The organism is Brevibacillus sp. YAE8, from assembly GCF_057543335.1.
The window spans coordinates 74,393-91,051 of sequence record NZ_BAAIYG010000004.1 but is presented as its reverse complement, the minus strand read 5'-3'; the positions used below and the strand labels follow the sequence as shown (position 1 = coordinate 91,051).

Below are 16,659 nucleotides of genomic sequence, written 5' to 3'. Positions count from 1 at the left end.
GTTGGATAGGAGAGTGGCAAACGTGCAAACACCATTGGCGATGGCAATTGTCTTCGTGTACGCACTATGCGGGTTGACCGTACTGGGCTTGCTTGCGTTGTTCGCACTGAAGCTGCGGAACATATCGGCAGAAAAACAGGCGCGGCGCTGCCAGGAAAAATACCGCGACTACTTCGTCTACTTGCAGGCCTATAGCGAAGAGGAAGAACGCCTGAAAGTGCCTTATGGCGACCCGACGCAAAAAGAAAAGCAACTGATCCAGAAAAAGCTGTTTGAGCTGTTGGAGCGCTTTACTGGCGTCCACCGGGAAAAGCTGATCCGGCTGTGCGAAGATATGGGGCTGGTCGCCCTCGATCTCGAACGGCTGAAAAGCGGCTGGAAATGGACGCGAGTCGACGCCGCCTACAACCTGGGAGTCATGCGCTCCCGGCAGGCCGCACCGGATTTGCTCGCTCTTTTGCAAAAGAGTAGCGCCAATGATCCGAGCCTGTTCATCGTTGCCCGGGCGATTGCCAAATGCGCCCGAGACAACGGTGATCTGCGGCAGATGGCAGAGTTCGTCGTCCGGGCGAAGAAAAACGTCCACCAGCTCATCGTCGACATGATTAGCGACTCCCAACTGGATACCGATTCGCTGTTTACCGAGTTTATCCGCGACAAAGACCCGGAGCTGGTCAAAATCGGACTGATCGGCTTCTCAGTGCACGCGCAGACTGGCCTGGAGCCGGCTTTGCCCAAGCTGGTCATGTCGCCGGACAAAGAAGTGCGCATCAAGGCCGTGAAGCTCATGTGCCGCGACGTCAGGTATTTAAGCGAACAGACGGTCAAAGATTTCCTGAACCACAAAGACTGGGAAATACGCGCACTGATCGCCAAAGCAATCGGGGCCTTGCAACTGGCCGCCTACATTCCCGCGCTGAAAAAAGCGGTCGGGGACAGCAACTGGTGGGTGCGCCATCACAGTGCGCGCAGTCTGGCACAGATGCACACAGAAGGCTTTGCGAAGCTGTGCGAGATTTTGCGGGAAGAGCGCTTCGGCCACAAAGTCGACATGGCGCACCAAATTATTTTGGAGGAGCTGGAAAAAGAAAAGCTTCGTCTGGAGCAAGAAAGCAGCACAGAACAGCAACTGGCGTACAACGAAAAGCTGCATCTGTACCGCAAGTCGTACAAAAAAACGATCTCTACGGTTCAGGTGATGGAAGGCTAGAAGAAAGGAGGCCAGCATGAGAGAGTTTCTGCTCTATTACGGAATGTTTGCGATGTACTACGTCATCGCGATCAATTCCTTGTACTTCATCATCATGATGTTTTCGTTCAAGAGCATCATGGGGATTCTGAAAAACTCCATTTACTCGCGGTTCCAGGCATTGTCTGGCTCGGAGCATGTACCGCCGATCTCGATTCTGGTCCCGGCGTACAACGAAGAGCTGACGATCATCGAAAACGTCCGGTCGTTGCTCGCCTTAAACTACCCGCGCTACGAAGTGATCGTCGTCAATGACGGATCGAAGGACGATACGTTGCAGGTGCTCATCGAGGAGTTTTCGCTGAAAATCTCCCAGCACATGCCTGTCCAGCCGCTGCTGCAAACCTCGCGTGTACGGGGAATCTATCACAATCCGGCGTTCCCCAATCTGTATTTGATCGACAAAGAAAACGGAGGAAAAGCCGATTCGCTGAACGCGGGCATCAACCTGTCGCACTACCCGCTGATCGCTTCCATTGACGCCGATTCCTTGCTGGAAAAAGACGCACTCATCCGCATCGCCAAGGTGTACATGGAAAATCCCGAGGAAACCGTGGCGATCGGGGGCGACATTCGGATCGCCAATGGCTGCAAGATCGAAAACGGCGTCGTCAAAGACATTCGTTTGCCAGACAAGTTTTTGCCGATGATGCAATCGGTCGAATACTTGAAGGCGTTTCTCGGAGGGCGGATCGGCTGGAGCGCGATCAACGGCTTGATTATCGTCTCGGGTGCGTTCGGCGTGTTCCGCAAAGACTACGTCGTCAAGGTCGGCGGCTATCGCGAGGGGTATCCCGGCGAGGACATGAACATCATTATCAAACTGCACAAATACATGCTGGAAAACAACTTGCCGTACCGGGTGGCGTTTTGCCCGGATGCCGTTTGCTGGACGCAAGCGCCGGACTCGCTGAAGATTCTCGGCAGCCAGCGCCGCAGATGGGGACGCGGCAACCTGAAAAACATGATCGAATACGGCAAGCACATGGTCTTTCGCCCGAAATACAAGCTGTTCGGGATGCTGACTTTGCCCTTCAACATTTTGTTTGAAACGTTGAATCCGTATTTCCGCATCACGGGTCTGCTCGCGCTCATCGGTTATACGATGCTGGACATGACGAACAGCCACGTTCTTTTGATCTACGGTCTGCTCAACGTGCTGTATGGCGTACTGTTGGGGATCGGCTCGATCTTGCTGGAGGAAATCGCGTTTCGGCGATACCCGCGCTTCCGGGACATCGTCAAAATGCTTTTCTATACAATCCTGATGTTTTTTGGCTATCGGCAAATCGGCGTCATCTGGAGATTCCTCGGACATATTGAATATTTGCGCAACAACAACTCGTGGGGAACGATGACCCGGACGAGCTGGCAGTCCAAAAACAACAAAAATATTTCCAGTTTGGAGGCTTGATGATGAGTAATCTCGTACCTGCTTTCTATGAATTGTTAAGCAAGATGGAAGAGAACCGCATGGCGTGCGGGGTTATCCTGGCATCTTGCAAAAACTTTTCCGCAGAGTCGCTGGAATTGGTCAAAAGGGATATGGAAGCGCAACTGGCAGACACCATGACCATGCATTTTGCGCATGACAAAAGCAAAAATATACTCGGCATTTTGCTGGAACAAAAAAAGCTCGCAGACACCCATTTTTACGCGCTGCAAGTCAAAGACTATTTGCTCGGCCGCAAGCTTTTGACAGGCGGGTTGTTGATCGCCAGCTTTCCGGAAAGCTCTCGTTCCTCGGCGCAAATGCTGATGCGAATGATTCAGGAGATGAAGGACGCAAGCGAGCTGGGAAGCATCAAGGTTTACGAACAGCACGCGGCGAACCGCGAGCAGGAGCCGGCAAGCATTTTGCTCGTCAATCAGGATGAGACGGTCAACGAGTTTTTGCGCATCTATCTACAGCGCAAAGGCTACCAGGTAACCGTCGCTCACGATGGGATGGACGGTATGGAAAAATTCCGCGAAGCCGCCTACGACCTGGTGATTACAGACCTGAACCTGCCTGTCGTCAGCGGCTATCAACTGATGGAGAAAATCAGGCATCTCGGCCAGGAAGCGATGAGCAAAATCATGGTGCTGACAGATAAACGCCTGGAGGAAGATGTGCAAAAATCGTTTGCCCTGGGCGCCTCCGATTACATCACGAAGCCATTTTCGCCAGTCGAGCTGGAAGCCAGAGTCAAACGCTTGATTTCATAGAAATTCATAAAGAGAAAGGGAGAGAAACGAGGATGACAAGATACGAGGAACTCCAGCAACTGCTTGGGCAAAAGACAGCGAAAATCGGGGTGATTGGGCTTGGGTATGTCGGGCTGCCGCTCGCGGTAGAGACGGTGAAGAGCGGGTACACCGTCGTCGGGATCGACCTGCACGCCGGAAAGATTGAGAGCTTGAAAAAAGGAGAGTCGTACGTGCAGGACGTCTCCAACGAAACCTTGCAGGAATGCCTGGCGACGGGGCGCTTTTTCCCGACGACGGACTATCGCGCGATCGAGGAACTGGATGCGATCAGCATTTGCGTTCCGACACCGCTCAGCCCGAACCAGGACCCGGACACGTCCTACATCACGAATGTGGTAGAGCAAATCAAGCAATACATGCGCAAAGGACTGCTCATCACACTGGAGAGCACGACCTATCCGGGAACGACCGAAGAGCTGATCGGGCGCGAGCTGGAAAAGCTCGGCTACGTCACAGGCGTCGACTTTTTCCTCTGCTACTCGCCTGAGCGGGTCGATCCGGGCAACCGCAAGTTCAACACGTACAATACGCCGAAAATCATCGGCGGCACGACGGAGCGTTGCATCGAGCTTGGGACACTTCTCTATGGCAACCTGGTCAAAACAGTCGTTCCGGTTTCCTCGCCAAAAGTGGCGGAGATGTCCAAGCTTTTGGAAAATACGTTCCGCAGCGTCAACATCGCGTTCATGAACGAAATGGCGATGATGTGTGACAGAATGGGCATCAACGTTTGGGAGGTAATCAAGGCCGCATCGACCAAGCCGTTCGGGTTCATGCCGTTTTATCCGGGACCCGGGATCGGTGGGCATTGCATACCGCTCGATCCGATGTATTTGTCGTGGAAAGCGAAAGGCTACCGTTTTCATAGCCAGTTCATCGAGATTGCCCAATCTATCAATGACAACATGCCAGATTACGTGCTGAACAAGACAGCACAGGTGCTCAATATTTACGCGAAAGCGATCAACAGCTCGCGCATTCTCATTTTGGGCATGGCCTACAAGCCGGACGTCGACGACTTGCGCGAATCTCCCGGACTGGAAATTTACGAGCTGTTCAAAAAGAGCGGGGCGCAGGTCGACTACTACGACCCGTATGCGCAAAGCTTCGTGAATAAAAAGGGACAGGTCGTGTCCTCGATTGAAAACGACTACGAGTTGTTCAAGACGTACGATTGCATGGTGCTCATCACCAACCACAAGTGCTTCCACTACCAGGAGCTGGCTGACTTGGGCGTCGCGATTATTGATACGCGCAACGCTTTCGACGGCATCACCAACCCGAACGTCTACCGCATCGGCACATCCGTTGCGATCCAGGAAGAAAAGGAAGTCGTGAGCTTGCTCGCCTAACAGGCGGGCGAGCGCCACACACAAACAAGCACGACCGAAGGAGGAAGGACAAACATGTGCGGAATTATGGGATACATCGGGTACAGACAAGCACAACCCATTTTGATTAACGGACTTCGCAAGCTGGAATACAGAGGCTACGACTCGGCTGGCATCGCGGTCTGCGACGGCAAGTCGATCGCCGTACGCAAGGCAAAAGGCAGAATCGACGTCCTCGTGGAGAAGACGGAAAAGTCCGGGCTTTCCGGCTCCATCGGCATCGGCCACACGCGCTGGGCGACGCACGGGCGGCCATCGGATGAGAACTCTCACCCTCACGTGGACCAGACGCAAAAATTTTCCATCGTGCACAACGGCATTATCGAAAACTACCTGGAAATCAAGCAGGAGCTGATCGAGCAAGGCGTCGCGTTCAGCTCGGAGACCGATACGGAGGTGATCGTCCACCTTTTGTCCCGCGAATACGACGGCGACCTGCTCGCTGCGGTGCGCAAGGTGGCAGGCAAAATCCGCGGGGCGTTTGCCCTTGGCGTCATGTCGGAGTATGAGCCGGACAAGCTGATCGCAGTCCGTATGGCAAGTCCGCTGATTATCGGGGTAGGCGAAAACGAGAACTTCATCGGCTCCGATATTCCCGCCATCCTGGAGCATACGCGCGACGTGTACGTTTTGGAAGACGGCGATCTGGCCGTCTTGACCAGAGATTCGGTGCAGGTCATGAGCCTGGCGACAGACGAGCCGATAGAGCGCGATCTCGTCCGGATTGACTGGAACAAGGAGCAAGCGGAAAAAGACGGCTACGCGCATTATATGGAAAAAGAAATCTACGAGCAGCCGCGCGCCTTGCGCAACACGATGACAGGCCGTATCGACGAAGCCGGACAGAAGGTTGTTTTCCCTGATCTGCAACTGCCAGCCGAAACGATTCGCAGCATCGAGAAAATTTACATTGTCGCATGCGGCACAGCTTACCATGCAGGTCTGATCGGCAAGCATGTGATCGAGAGTCTTGCGCGCATCCCGGTCGAGGTCGACGTGGCCTCCGAGTTTCGTTACCGCCGCCCGCTGTTCGGGCCAAACACGTTGACGATTGCTGTCAGCCAGTCCGGTGAGACAGCAGATACGCTGGCGGCGATGCGGGAAGCGAAGCGCAACGGCTCTGTCGTGCTCGCTATTACCAACGTAGTCGGCAGCTCGATTGCCCGCGAGGCAGATGAAGTCATCACGACCAATGCCGGACCGGAGATTGCCGTCGCTTCTACGAAAGCGTACACCTCCCAGCTCATCGCCTTCTATTTGTGGGGAATGTACTTGGCGCAGGAAAAAGCGGCGCTTGCGCCAGCCGAGATCGCTTCGCTGATTCAGAGCTTGCAACAATTGCCTGGACAGGTAGAGGACATTCTCGCGCATGCCCAGCAGCTTCGCCAGTTTGCTGAAGCGATCAAGGACGAGCGCCATCTGTTTTTCATCGGCCGGGGGATTGACCATGCCGTATCCATGGAAGGCTCGCTCAAGCTCAAGGAAATCTCCTATATCCATTCGGAGGCGTATGCCGCAGGGGAGCTGAAGCACGGCACCTTGGCGCTGATCGAGGAAGGCACGCGGGTCGTTGCCCTGTCCACGCAGGACGCTTTGCACGAGAAAATGATTAGCAATATTACCGAAGTGAAGGCGCGCGGTGCCAACGTACTCGGCATCACGCACGAGGATCATGTCGATCTGCATCGCTCGGTGGATGACGTCTGCCTGATTCCGAAGACAGATGCGCTGTTTACCCCGGTGCTCGCTGTCATTCCGCTGCAGCTCATCGCCTACTACACTTCTGTCGTGCTGGGCAACGACGTAGACCGTCCACGCAATTTGGCAAAAAGTGTAACAGTTGAGTAAGCGAATCCGTCTATCGTTATGAACCACCATATGGACTTGCGAGGAGGAACGGGTAAATGAGCACCTCGAAGCGGGAGTTGAACCAGGAGATTTTGCTGGAGATCATGCTCCAGGCCTATCAGCTAGGCGTGCAGAGGAAAGACGTAGATTTGAACATGATGATCCACACGTTGACTGATGAATTGAAGCCGTACTTCGAACAGCAAATCCAGCAAGGCCAGCATGCATCTAATCGGCTGGCCAGAGTGGAGGCGACAGGATGAACATACACGCAGTAGTGCTCGCAGCAGGAAAAGGAACCAGAATGAACTCTGCCTTGTACAAAGTCATGCATCCGCTGTGCGGCAAGCCGATGATCGAGCATGTCGTCGGGGCACTGGAGCCTTTGTCACTACATACCTTGGTTGTCGTTGTCGGTCACGGGGCCGAAGCCGTGAAAAAGCAGCTCGGAAGCCGCGTGCAATACGCGCAGCAGAAGGAGCAGCTCGGCACCGCGCACGCCGTATGGATGAGCAAAGACATCCTCGCCGAGCAAGACGGCGTAACGCTCGTGCTCAATGGCGATACGCCGCTCGTGCAAAGCGAAACGTTGCGGCGTCTGCTCGACTACCATCAGTCGAAGCAGGCGGCAGCGACGGTTTTGACTTCCATCGTGGAAGACCCGACCGGCTACGGAAGAATCATTCGCGACGAGAACGGCGATGTCCGCAAAATCGTCGAGGAAAAGGACGCGACCCTCGGGCAAAAAAAGGTGAACGAAATCAGCACGGGCATCTTTTGCTTCGATAATCGAAAGCTTTTTGCGACCCTCCCGAACGTCTCCAATCAGAACGCGCAGGGCGAGTATTACTTGCCAGACGTCCTGGCGCTTTTGCAGGAGCAGGGGGAACTGGTGGCCGCACACGTTACCGAAGATCCGGAGGAAGGCTCCGGCGTAAACGACCGCGTGCAGCTCGCCCACCTGGAACGGCTCATGCGCAAGCGGATCAACGAGCGCCACATGAAGAGCGGCGTGACCATGATCGACCCGGCCGCTACGTACATCGACTCGGCGGTGACGATCGGGCGCGATACGGTGCTGTACCCCGGAACGTTTTTGCTTGGCGCGACGCAGATCGGGGAAGGCTGCCAGGTTGGGCCGCACGCCCACGTCAAGGATATGGTCGTCGAGGATTACACGCGGGTTCCGCCGTTTTCCTCATTTGACGGGAGCGCGTACACAGACAGGGCGGCAGTTGAGGTGGCAGCGACGACAAACGGGCAGGATCACGGCCTGAATTGATGCGGGCGCTGCGAAAATACGGGCCGCTATGGGCCGGGATGGCGATTTTTGCGGCCGCTTCCATCCTCATGCTCGTGCTCTCCAACCACTCTCGCGCTGCCCTGACGACAGCCACCTGGATTTGGCACGCCAAACAAATCGAGACGCAGACAGACGAAATGATCGCGTTTGCCGAGGAAAACGGCATCAACCTGATCTATCTCCATGTGGAACCGACTACTGTTTCCCCCGAGGCCTATCGGACGTTTATCCGCAAAGCGGTACAGGCCAACATCCAGGTGGAGGCGCTGGGCGGCGATCCCAACTGGGCGCTGACCAAAAACCGCCAAAGCATCGACGAACTGATCTCCTGGGTGAAAGCGTACAACAGGAGCGCCAGGGCGGACGAGCGCTTTAGTGGCATCCACGTCGATATCGAGCCGTACTTGCTGTCCGCCTGGAAGGAGTCGCAGCAGGATGTCGTGCGCCAATGGCTGAAAAATGTCGCGTACCTCGTGGCCGAGACGAAGAAGGACACCGATCTGGCGGTGGGCGCAGACCTGCCGTTCTGGATCGACTCCGTTTCCGTCCCGGGAAGCTCGGAAAAAGTCAGCAACTGGATGGTGCAGCGCCTCGACAGCATCACGCTGATGGCGTACCGCAACCGCGCCCAGGGAGACAACGGCATTGTCGAGATTGTGAAAAAGATCGTAGCCGACGCCAACTCGCAGAAAAAAGGCTCGGTGATCGTCGGGGTCAACATTATGGAATCGGCGGAAGGCTCGCATGTGAGCTTCTACGACGACGGTCCGGCGGAGATGAAAAGCCAACTGGCGATTTTGCAGCAGGAGCTGTCCGGCAATCCGGCGTTCGCAGGTAGCGCCATTCACGACTACGAAAGCTGGAAACGAAGCATAGAAGCCAATGAGAGGAGTAGCTAGCACAGATGAAAGCCGCGCCTATCTACCTTAGTGTTCTCTGCCTGACGCTCGGCTTTCTGTTCGGCTTTTCCCCGGCGGAAAAAAAGAGTAAAGCCACGTGGATTTGGCAATCCGAAATCATCGGAGACGAAAAACGGGAAATTCTGGAATTTTGCAAAAACAACGAGATCAACCTGATTTACTTGCGGATCGAAATGAACAAGCCGTTTGACTACTACCGCGCCTTTATCCGCGAAGCGAATGCGATGGGCGTGGAGGTGCACGCCGTGGCCGGACACCCTGCCTGGGCGCTTAAAAGCAACGAAAAGCGGATGATGAATATCGTCAAATGGGTGAAAAACTACAACCACGAAGCGGCGGAAGACGAGCGCATCCGCGGCATTCAACTGGACATCGAGCCGTACTTGCTGCCGTTCTGGGAGACGGATCGCGAGCGGATCATCCGGGAGTGGCAAGCCAATGTGCAGGCGTTTACGAGCGAAGTGAAAAAACAGCCCGAGCTTGTGGCAAGCGTGGCGCTCGCCTTTTGGCTCGACGATATTCCCGTTCCGGGCGAGCAGTCTGTATCGGTGTCGCAATGGATGATCGAGCAGTTTGACACGGTGTGCATCATGGCCTACCGCGATACGCTGTCCGGGAAAAACGGCATTCTGGCACTGGTGGAGGATGAGCTGAAAGAAGCGGACAAGCTGGGCACGCGGGTGATGATTGCCGTCAACATGAAAAAGCTCGGCGACGACCACGCTTCTTTTGCCGAGGAAGGCGTAGAGGAGATGAATCGACAGCTCGCGCTTTTGCCCGAAAAATTGGGCGACCATCCGTCCTACTCCGGTATCGCGATCCACGACTACCGCTATTGGAAGGAGGCTCTCCCGGTGGCTCCGGTCACAAAAGAGCGCTACAAAGGCACCTATATTTGGCGCGCTGAGCTGATCGGCACTGAAAAAGAGGAAATCCTCGCCTTTGCCGAACAAAACGGCGTCAATCTGCTCTACGTTCGCCTGGATTTGGAGCAACCCCACTCCTACTACCGCGATTTCGTGCGGGAGGCCCGAGCGGCAGGCATCGAGGTGCACGCCATGGGCGGCCATCCGGTCTGGGCACTGGCAGAGAGCAGAGGGAAAATCATGAAGCTCGTCAACTGGGTGAAAGCGTACAACCAGTCGGTACAGTCAGGTGAGCAATTTCAGGGCATCCATCTCGATATCGAGCCGTATGTGATGCCTGTCTGGCGAGAGGATAAAGACAACGTATTGCGCCAGTGGATGGCAAACATTCAGGCGTTTGTCGCGGAGACGAAGCAGGACGGCCAACTGGAAGCGAGCGTCGATCTTGCCGCCTGGCTGGACAATACGTCTGTGCCGGGACAGCCGGACACGCCGTTTTCCCATTGGATGATCGAGCAGTTGGACCATACGACTTTAATGGCTTTTCGCGATCGGGCGGATCGCATCGTCGGCTTGGTAGAAAATCAGGTGAAATACGCGCAGAGCATCGGAAAAAAGATCGTCGTCGCAGTCGAGACAAAGGAGAGTCACGAAGGGAACGGCATTTCGTTCTACGAGGAAGGAATGAGCGAGATGCATCGGCAGTTGGAACAGGTGACAAAAGCGCTGGATCCGTACTCTTCGTTCATGGGGCATGCCATTCACGCCTACGATTACTGGAAAAACGGCAAGGAATAAGGGACGGCAGCCTGAAAGCAAGGAAGCACACCGCCGGAACGCGAATGTTGTACAATAGGAAGACGAAGGTCGTTTGAAAAGAGGGAACGATACATGCGTGATGTGCCCAACAGACACAGAGGTCTTCCGTCTCGGACACCCGAGATGCTGTACAATGTGGTCCGCAAGTTTTACCGCGGTGCTGTCAGTCACTACGACTTAATCCAGGAAAAAAAGCGGGAGGCGCACGCCTGCTGGGAGCAGATGCAGACGAGCGGGGATGACCGTCCGCTGCGAGCGGCGCTGACTACGTTGTTTTTGGAGTTTCATTTTTACGTGACGTGCTGGCTGCAGATCGAGCTGGCTCTCTATCGGCTGGCCCGGCAGGATGAGCGGCTGGCGCTCGTGATGGAAAAGTTCCGGGCCGCGCTGGAACGGCATGTAGCCGTGCGCGAACAGTTAGAGCAGACCGAGGCGTGTGTAGCTGCCCAGTTCACCGCTCTTGGCTCCGGCTGGTCTTGCCCGGGGATCGAACAGGATGCCTACCTATTCGACGGTTTCACGTTTACCGTGGACGAGTCGAGCTTGGTCGAGTTGCATGCCTTGTACGCCGCGATAGAGGAACAGCGCAGGCTGTCCCCAAATGAAAAAGCGTGACCGTCCGCAGATGGTCACGCTTTTTTTGGTGCTGAAGCCAAGCCAGAAGGCATGGCAAAGCCTTTGCCCGGCGACTTTTTAGAAGCTGCCTGGGAAGATGGAGCCAGTGTGTGGAGCTGCCTGGCCTGGCGTGTTCAGTTGGCGTACTTCCTGAACGTTAGTGCCAGCAAAGCCGGGAGAAAAGATCGAGTGCGCTCCCGAGCCGAGCGGTTGCTGGTATTGCTGAGCTTGCTGTTGTTGCTGCTGGCCGTACTGAGCTTGCATGCCGAAGCCGCCTTGCGGAAGCGAAGCAGCATAGCCGCCGCCATGGTTTTGCTGGCGCACTTCCTGGACGTTTGTATGGGCAAAGCCAGGGGAGAAGATGCTGCCAGTCAGCGCTGGAGGATAAGCGACTTGAGCGGTGTACGGCTGCTGTTGGCCTGCAAACCCTTGATAGCCTGTGTAGCCTTGTTGGTTTTGCTGACGCACTTCCTGAGCGTTCGTGCCAGCGAAGCCAGGCGAGAAGATCGAGCCTGCTCCGGATCCGTAGCCTTGGTTGTAGGAAGGCTGCGTCTGCGCGTAGTTGCCGGATTGATGCATGATGGCGTTGAATGCCTGGTTTGGCACATACGCTTGCTGTTGTTGCTGTTGGCCATACGCTTGTTGCTGGCCATAGCCTTGCTGCTGCGGAGCCTGGTAGCTGTGGTTTTGCTGACGTACTTCCTGAGCGTTCGTACCCGCAAATCCTGGCGAGAAGATCGATTGAGCACCGCTCGCTCCGCCACCAGAAGCCATGCCGTATGTAGGAGTCCCGATAGATTGGGCATGTCCGCCATGGTTCCAGTGTTGAACTTCCTGGACGTTTGTTCCGGCGAAGCCTGGCTGGAACATAGCTCCGGATGGGCTCATCGCTCCGAGGAACTGTTGTTGCTGTTGAGATTGCATTTGGTTGTTATTGTTGTTGTTTGTGTAGGTCATGGGAAAGACCACCTCCTGCAGAGTATTTTTACCAAGGAAGGTTTCCTCATGCACGAACGGATGAAGCAAAAGAATTCGCATTAGTGAAGAAATCGACGAGCGCATGGCAAAAAACATGCCGGACATCATCCGGCATGTTCCTGCAAATCGGTGGGATTCCAGTGGCCAAAAGCGAACCAGAGCGTAGGCTTTCCCGTTGGCCCGATGCTCGCTTTGACAGGCTCGAAGCCCATGGTGCGAAAAAGGGTAAGACTTGCCTCATTATCGAGAGCTACGCGCACGTACAGTTTGGGCAAGCGCTGACAGATGAGCGTCGTCAGCGCTTTGCCGATTCCCCGATTGCGGTAGCGCTTATCTACAACCAGGAAGGATTGACCCAGTCCACAGCGGGAAACGGCGAACAAGCCAACGACGCGTTTCCCGTTCATGGCAAGAGCGACACTGGAATCCTTTTTGGAAAGCAGCTTGGGGGTCAGGCGCGAGAGCCAGTCGATTGCGTGCTTGGTGATGCGCCGATCCCCTTCCTGACGGGCAAATCTCACCAGAGTCGCCTGAGATTCAGCCAGTGCTTGCGGAGGTAAGATCACGTATTTCAACGATTTTTTCATGGCGATTACCCTGCTGCGGCTTCACGCCCGCTTTGCAGTCTGGATACGTACTGGGCGTAGTGGATGAGATTGGACAGCGACAAGCGCCTGATCGAAGGCTCATCGAACTTCTCCGGCTTGGCGTTCGCTTCAAAAAACCAGAGGCTGCCGTCTTCTGTCAGGCCGAGGTCCATCGACATTTCAGCCAGGTCTTTGATCTCCTCGTTCAGCGTGCTTGCGATCGTAAGCGCTGTCTGGTGAATCTTTTCTTCCATCTTTTCCGGATCAGCCTTGAACAAAGTCTGGAGGACGGAAGACAAGGAGTGGATGGAGCCGCCGCGCGGGACGTGCGTAGTGATGCTTTGCGAGCCGGAGCGTCTGATTCCGACGCCGGTTACGCCCCATTCGCCATGGCCGTTTTTTTGCACGAGTACCCGCACGTCAAAAGGCTTGCCGTTGAAGCGTGCCCTGCGGATGCCTTGCTGCATGATGTACCGCTGCTGCCGGACGTGGCTATTTACGTGCTTCCACAAATCTTCCAGATTGGAAAAGCGGCGCGTGACGGCCCGTTGTTCCTTGAGCCGCTGAAGCCGCCAGCCGTCGTTTTTGTATTCGACCCGCATGATCCCTTCCCCGGCCTTGCCGCGCACCGGCTTGAGGTAGACGAAGCGATGCTCGGTGCAAAAGCCTTTGAAGCGGGCGAGCGTATCGAGCTTTTTCGTCTCCGGGAGAAACGCATGCACCTCGGGGTACTTTTTTAGCATGGAGAAAAGCTCTTGCTTGTCGAAAAAACAGCGATTGAACAAGGTGACGTTCGGCATCTCGTGGATGCGGGCCAAAGCTTTTTTGACTTCGGGACGCTGCTCTGCCTTTCGGGTAGGGATGCGGTTATAGACGACGTGCGGGAAGGGGAGAACGACTTCCTGCCACAGATTTTGCTTGTGATTGTACAAATAGCCGCGTACCTTCTTTTTCTCCCAGTTGATGCCTTGCGGAGTGAAGACGTACACGAGCGCCCCCCAACGCTTGCCAGATTGCGAGATGTCCTTGAAGTTTTCGCGATTACCCAAAAACGCTGCGCCCTCGCCAACAGTCAGAATGCCAATCAGAGGGCCAAGCTTTAGCGAGTCGTTCATCATTTTCCAGTTGATCCGCGTTCGAAACCGCCCTGGCTGCATCGCGGGCAAGCCCGTGTACACCCTTTTGTTGTGCGAAAACGGACCGAGGCTTGCGAACAGTTTCTTTTGCGACCGCTTGCCTAGAGCTTGCCGTGGTAGCTGGATGAACCATTTGCCGCTGGGGAGGATGGTCAGCCACCCGGAGCGCTGCTGAAGCATGGGTGTTCCTCCTTCCTGAAAAACGGTGCTGTTTGTCTATCGCCTAGAAATTGGCCAAATAACAACTGTAGTCGACGAGCAGCTTGCGGGACTCCTGATCGGCTTGCTTGAGCCGGGCGTGCTTGAAGATGGAGCGGCCGGGCTTGGAGTTTGCCTCGAACATCCAGACATGGCCGTGGATGTCGATGCCCATATCCAGTCCCAATTCGCCAAGGTCGATGCCTTTTGCCTGCTCGATCGCCGTGGCAAGGCGGATGGAAGCCTCGCTGATTCGCTCGGACATCAGCGCTTTTTGCTTTCCGTACAGATGGTGGAGCAGTTCGTCTCCGGGAATGACGGTACCGCCCGTGCGCACGTGCGTCGTCACGCTGCCGGAGCCGGCTACCTTGGCAGCCGTGCAGGAAACTACCCATTCGTTTTGCTGGTTTTTGTGCAGATGAACGCGGAAGTCAAACGGGCGTCCGTGGAAGGTTTTGAGCGGGATGCCTTGCTGCGCCAGGTAGCTGCCGACTCTCCGGCTGCGGAACACGTGCTGGTACAGGCTGGACAGCTTGGAAAACTGCCGCTTTACATTGCCGCTGCCGTTGTGATACGAGGCTGTGTAGCCGCCGCCCGACTGTCTGACGACTTTCACGATGCCGTAGCCGAGGCTGCCGTTTTTCGGCTTCAAATACACGATCGTGTATTTTTTCAGCAAATTCCGCACAGTCGCAAGCGAGGGGGACGTGTACGTTTCCGGGATGTGCTCGTTGACTTCCGGATTCGGGTAGAGAATCTGGTGGACTCCCCACTTGTTGAAAAAGCCTTGGTTGAACATCGGCATGTTCGGATAGCTGGCGAGCTTGTATTTGAACTCCCGCACAGCTTCGTGCTTTTCCGCCGAGCGGGAAGGAATCCGGTCGTAGACGACGTCCGGCATGGCGGTGACGATTTTTTTCCAGTAGTACCCGCCGGTCTTGCCCTTGCGCAAAAACCAGGCGTTGACCGTATTGGTACTCCAGTCCACGTCGTGCGGGGAGAAAATATAGTAAAAGACGCCTTTGCCTTCCTGGGCCTGCAGCAGCTTGTAGAAAAAAGAAGTGCGCTGGCCAATCGGCTGCCGCGGGTCCCTGCGAATGCCTGTCGTGACGATGCCGATCGCCGGACCGATTCGAAGCGTCGAATCCTCCAGCTTGAGCTGGATCAAACCGCCGTGCGGGATGCCCAGCTCGGACTGGAGCAGCGTGGTCACTTTGATGACATTGGAATCAGGATTTCGCTTGTCTTGCAGTACGGTTGCGACGACTTCCTTTTTGCCCAGCATGACCGTAATTTTTTGGCGATGGCGTAGCTGTAGCTTGGAGAAGAGATTAGTCGGCAGGATGATCCCGCTGACACGGGGATTGGAAAGGAAGCGAAGCCGCATTCTGAACGTTTCCATGCTTAGTAACCTCCTACGCGCTCTTTCATGAGATAGTGGGCGTATCGAACGGGCTGGGTAATGGAGTGGCGTTTGGCGACCGGGTCGTCAATCAAGCGAAACACAGTCCGTCCTGGCCTGCTGTTGACCTCGATGACCCAGACATTTCCGGCCGTGTCGATGCCGACATCAATCCCCAACTCGACAAGCCTGCCGTGGCAATCCTCCAAAAAGCGCGGCAATTCCTGTGCGAGCTGGTTGATCGTCTGATCGATCCGCGAGTGGACGGCAGGCTTGAAATGCCGGGCTAGAAACGCGGAGAGCGGCTCTGCCTTGCCTCCTCCATGCAGGTTGGAGGTAATGCTTCGCTTGTCGCCAAGGCGAACAGCTTTTCCTGTCGTCTCCCATTCACCCTGCCCGTTTTTTTGTACGAGCACCCTGACGTCAAAAGGGGTGCCATCCGGGGTATGCAGCTTGAGATAGGGCTGTACAAGGAATTTGCGCCCGGAGGTAAACGAGGCGACAAAAGTCTTCAGCCCGGCGGTGTCCCGGATCTGCCTGCGAAACGGCCGATTTTCCCGGTTCCGTCCGGTCGCCTCGTAGCCGCTCTTTGTCTCCTTGATGCGAACGACCCCGATTCCATGCGTTCCCGCCATGGGCTTGATGACGACAGCTCCGTGCTTTTGCAGCATGTCTTGCACGGTGGCGAACGACAAAATTTCGGTCGGCGGCAAATAAGAAGACAGCAGCGGCGACTTGGACAGCATTTGGTGAACCTGCCACTTCCCGGACAGACCACGCCCCAAAAATGTAATGTTGCGATCGTTTTGCAACTTTTCCACAAATGGTTTATAGTGGCGGTAAGCTGGGCCTACGAAACACCGATCGTAGATCAAGGCCGGGAGCGGGAAAACATTTGCTTGCCACGATCCGTTGCGGTATTCGAAGCCTTTTACCGTTCGCGAGGAAAAGTTAACCTGACGCGGCGAGAACACAAAGACGCGAATGCCGTGCTTGCGTCCGTACAGCGTCAGCTTTTTGTAATACCCTTTGTCTACAAAGTGGGAGCCTTGGCAGCGGGTCATGATGCCAAGACTTCTCGCGTCTGCTCTCATGTG

General features: G+C 55.4%; 15 protein-coding genes. 10 read left to right on the top strand and 5 right to left on the bottom strand.

The genetic code is table 11. The annotated features are described in order from the left end of the window. Nucleotides 1-22: 22 nt before the first annotated feature. The 10 genes from AC27IT_RS08280 to AC27IT_RS08235 all read left to right on the top strand — a co-directional run bounded on the left by AC27IT_RS08280 (nt 23) and on the right by AC27IT_RS08235 (nt 11,261). A complete protein-coding gene (locus AC27IT_RS08280) occupies nt 23-1,210 on the top strand; it encodes a HEAT repeat domain-containing protein (RefSeq protein WP_487091726.1) in 1,188 nt (395 codons plus the stop codon). 16 nt (nt 1,211-1,226) lie between these two features. After that, nucleotides 1,227-2,663: a glycosyltransferase family 2 protein gene (locus tag AC27IT_RS08275; protein ID WP_026557914.1), complete on the top strand. Its 1,437-nt coding sequence runs from the start codon at nt 1,227-1,229 to the stop codon at nt 2,661-2,663. Nucleotides 2,664-2,665: 2 nt separating this feature from the next. Next, nucleotides 2,666-3,457, top strand: coding sequence for a response regulator transcription factor (locus AC27IT_RS08270; protein WP_025846796.1), 792 nt, complete (start codon nt 2,666-2,668; stop codon nt 3,455-3,457). 32 nt (nt 3,458-3,489) lie between these two features. Further along, nucleotides 3,490-4,851 carry a nucleotide sugar dehydrogenase gene (locus AC27IT_RS08265; RefSeq protein WP_005831430.1) on the top strand — a complete coding sequence of 454 codons (1,362 nt, stop codon included), beginning with the start codon at nt 3,490-3,492 and terminating at the stop codon, nt 4,849-4,851. Between the two features lie 54 nt (nt 4,852-4,905). Further along, entirely contained in the window at nt 4,906-6,738 is a 1,833-nt protein-coding gene (gene glmS / locus AC27IT_RS08260) for a glutamine--fructose-6-phosphate transaminase (isomerizing) (RefSeq protein WP_026557913.1), read from the top strand. 56 nt (nt 6,739-6,794) lie between these two features. Further along, nucleotides 6,795-7,001: a hypothetical protein gene (locus AC27IT_RS08255; RefSeq protein ID WP_005831426.1), complete on the top strand. Its 207-nt coding sequence runs from the start codon at nt 6,795-6,797 to the stop codon at nt 6,999-7,001. After that, nucleotides 6,998-8,020: a bifunctional UDP-N-acetylglucosamine diphosphorylase/glucosamine-1-phosphate N-acetyltransferase GlmU gene (gene glmU, locus AC27IT_RS08250; RefSeq protein WP_025846800.1), complete on the top strand. Its 1,023-nt coding sequence runs from the start codon at nt 6,998-7,000 to the stop codon at nt 8,018-8,020. The genes AC27IT_RS08255 and glmU overlap by 4 nt, the downstream gene beginning before the upstream one ends. Next, nucleotides 8,020-8,940: a hypothetical protein gene (locus AC27IT_RS08245; protein WP_025846802.1), complete on the top strand. Its 921-nt coding sequence runs from the start codon at nt 8,020-8,022 to the stop codon at nt 8,938-8,940. The genes glmU and AC27IT_RS08245 overlap by 1 nt, the downstream gene beginning before the upstream one ends. Before the next feature lie 5 nt (nt 8,941-8,945). Continuing rightward, complete coding sequence (locus AC27IT_RS08240) at nt 8,946-10,625, top strand: hypothetical protein (protein ID WP_025846804.1); 1,680 nt, start codon at nt 8,946-8,948, stop codon at nt 10,623-10,625. Nucleotides 10,626-10,718: 93 nt separating this feature from the next. Beyond that, nucleotides 10,719-11,261 carry a hypothetical protein gene (locus AC27IT_RS08235; protein ID WP_005831419.1) on the top strand — a complete coding sequence of 181 codons (543 nt, stop codon included), beginning with the start codon at nt 10,719-10,721 and terminating at the stop codon, nt 11,259-11,261. A 78-nt stretch (nt 11,262-11,339) separates the two neighbouring features. On the opposite strand, the gene AC27IT_RS08230 is transcribed toward AC27IT_RS08235, so the two are convergent. From AC27IT_RS08230 to AC27IT_RS08210, 5 genes are all read right to left on the bottom strand, one after another. Then, nucleotides 11,340-12,218, bottom strand: a complete 879-nt coding sequence (locus AC27IT_RS08230; protein WP_025846807.1) for a hypothetical protein — start codon at nt 12,216-12,218, stop codon at nt 11,340-11,342. Between the two features lie 125 nt (nt 12,219-12,343). Then, complete coding sequence (locus tag AC27IT_RS08225) at nt 12,344-12,826, bottom strand: GNAT family N-acetyltransferase (protein WP_005831415.1); 483 nt, start codon at nt 12,824-12,826, stop codon at nt 12,344-12,346. 5 nt (nt 12,827-12,831) lie between these two features. Next, a complete protein-coding gene (locus AC27IT_RS08220) occupies nt 12,832-14,142 on the bottom strand; it encodes a YheC/YheD family endospore coat-associated protein (protein WP_007782718.1) in 1,311 nt (436 codons plus the stop codon). A 43-nt stretch (nt 14,143-14,185) separates the two neighbouring features. Continuing rightward, on the bottom strand, nt 14,186-15,562 hold the full coding sequence (locus AC27IT_RS08215) for a YheC/YheD family endospore coat-associated protein (RefSeq protein ID WP_005831411.1): 1,377 nt from the start codon (nt 15,560-15,562) through the stop codon (nt 14,186-14,188). A 2-nt stretch (nt 15,563-15,564) separates the two neighbouring features. Next, a complete protein-coding gene (locus tag AC27IT_RS08210) occupies nt 15,565-16,656 on the bottom strand; it encodes a YheC/YheD family endospore coat-associated protein (RefSeq protein WP_007782712.1) in 1,092 nt (363 codons plus the stop codon). Nucleotides 16,657-16,659 lie beyond the last annotated feature (3 nt).

What these genes read in the sequence shown, in the direction of transcription:
- AC27IT_RS08240 (WP_025846804.1), top strand. Translation starts at nt 8,946, where the DNA reads ATGAAAGCCGCGCCTATCTACCTTAGTGTTCTCTGCCTGACGCTCGGC.
- glmS (WP_026557913.1), top strand. Translation starts at nt 4,906, where the DNA reads ATGTGCGGAATTATGGGATACATCGGGTACAGACAAGCACAACCCATT.
- glmU (WP_025846800.1), top strand. Translation starts at nt 6,998, where the DNA reads ATGAACATACACGCAGTAGTGCTCGCAGCAGGAAAAGGAACCAGAATG.
- AC27IT_RS08255 (WP_005831426.1), top strand. Translation starts at nt 6,795, where the DNA reads ATGAGCACCTCGAAGCGGGAGTTGAACCAGGAGATTTTGCTGGAGATC.
- AC27IT_RS08270 (WP_025846796.1), top strand. Translation starts at nt 2,666, where the DNA reads ATGAGTAATCTCGTACCTGCTTTCTATGAATTGTTAAGCAAGATGGAA.
- AC27IT_RS08235 (WP_005831419.1), top strand. Translation starts at nt 10,719, where the DNA reads ATGCGTGATGTGCCCAACAGACACAGAGGTCTTCCGTCTCGGACACCC.
- AC27IT_RS08275 (WP_026557914.1), top strand. Translation starts at nt 1,227, where the DNA reads ATGAGAGAGTTTCTGCTCTATTACGGAATGTTTGCGATGTACTACGTC.
- AC27IT_RS08220 (WP_007782718.1), bottom strand. Translation starts at nt 14,142, where the DNA reads ATGCTTCAGCAGCGCTCCGGGTGGCTGACCATCCTCCCCAGCGGCAAA.
- AC27IT_RS08230 (WP_025846807.1), bottom strand. Translation starts at nt 12,218, where the DNA reads ATGACCTACACAAACAACAACAATAACAACCAAATGCAATCTCAACAG.
- AC27IT_RS08245 (WP_025846802.1), top strand. Translation starts at nt 8,020, where the DNA reads ATGCGGGCGCTGCGAAAATACGGGCCGCTATGGGCCGGGATGGCGATT.
- AC27IT_RS08215 (WP_005831411.1), bottom strand. Translation starts at nt 15,562, where the DNA reads ATGGAAACGTTCAGAATGCGGCTTCGCTTCCTTTCCAATCCCCGTGTC.
- AC27IT_RS08225 (WP_005831415.1), bottom strand. Translation starts at nt 12,826, where the DNA reads ATGAAAAAATCGTTGAAATACGTGATCTTACCTCCGCAAGCACTGGCT.
- AC27IT_RS08210 (WP_007782712.1), bottom strand. Translation starts at nt 16,656, where the DNA reads ATGAGAGCAGACGCGAGAAGTCTTGGCATCATGACCCGCTGCCAAGGC.
- AC27IT_RS08265 (WP_005831430.1), top strand. Translation starts at nt 3,490, where the DNA reads ATGACAAGATACGAGGAACTCCAGCAACTGCTTGGGCAAAAGACAGCG.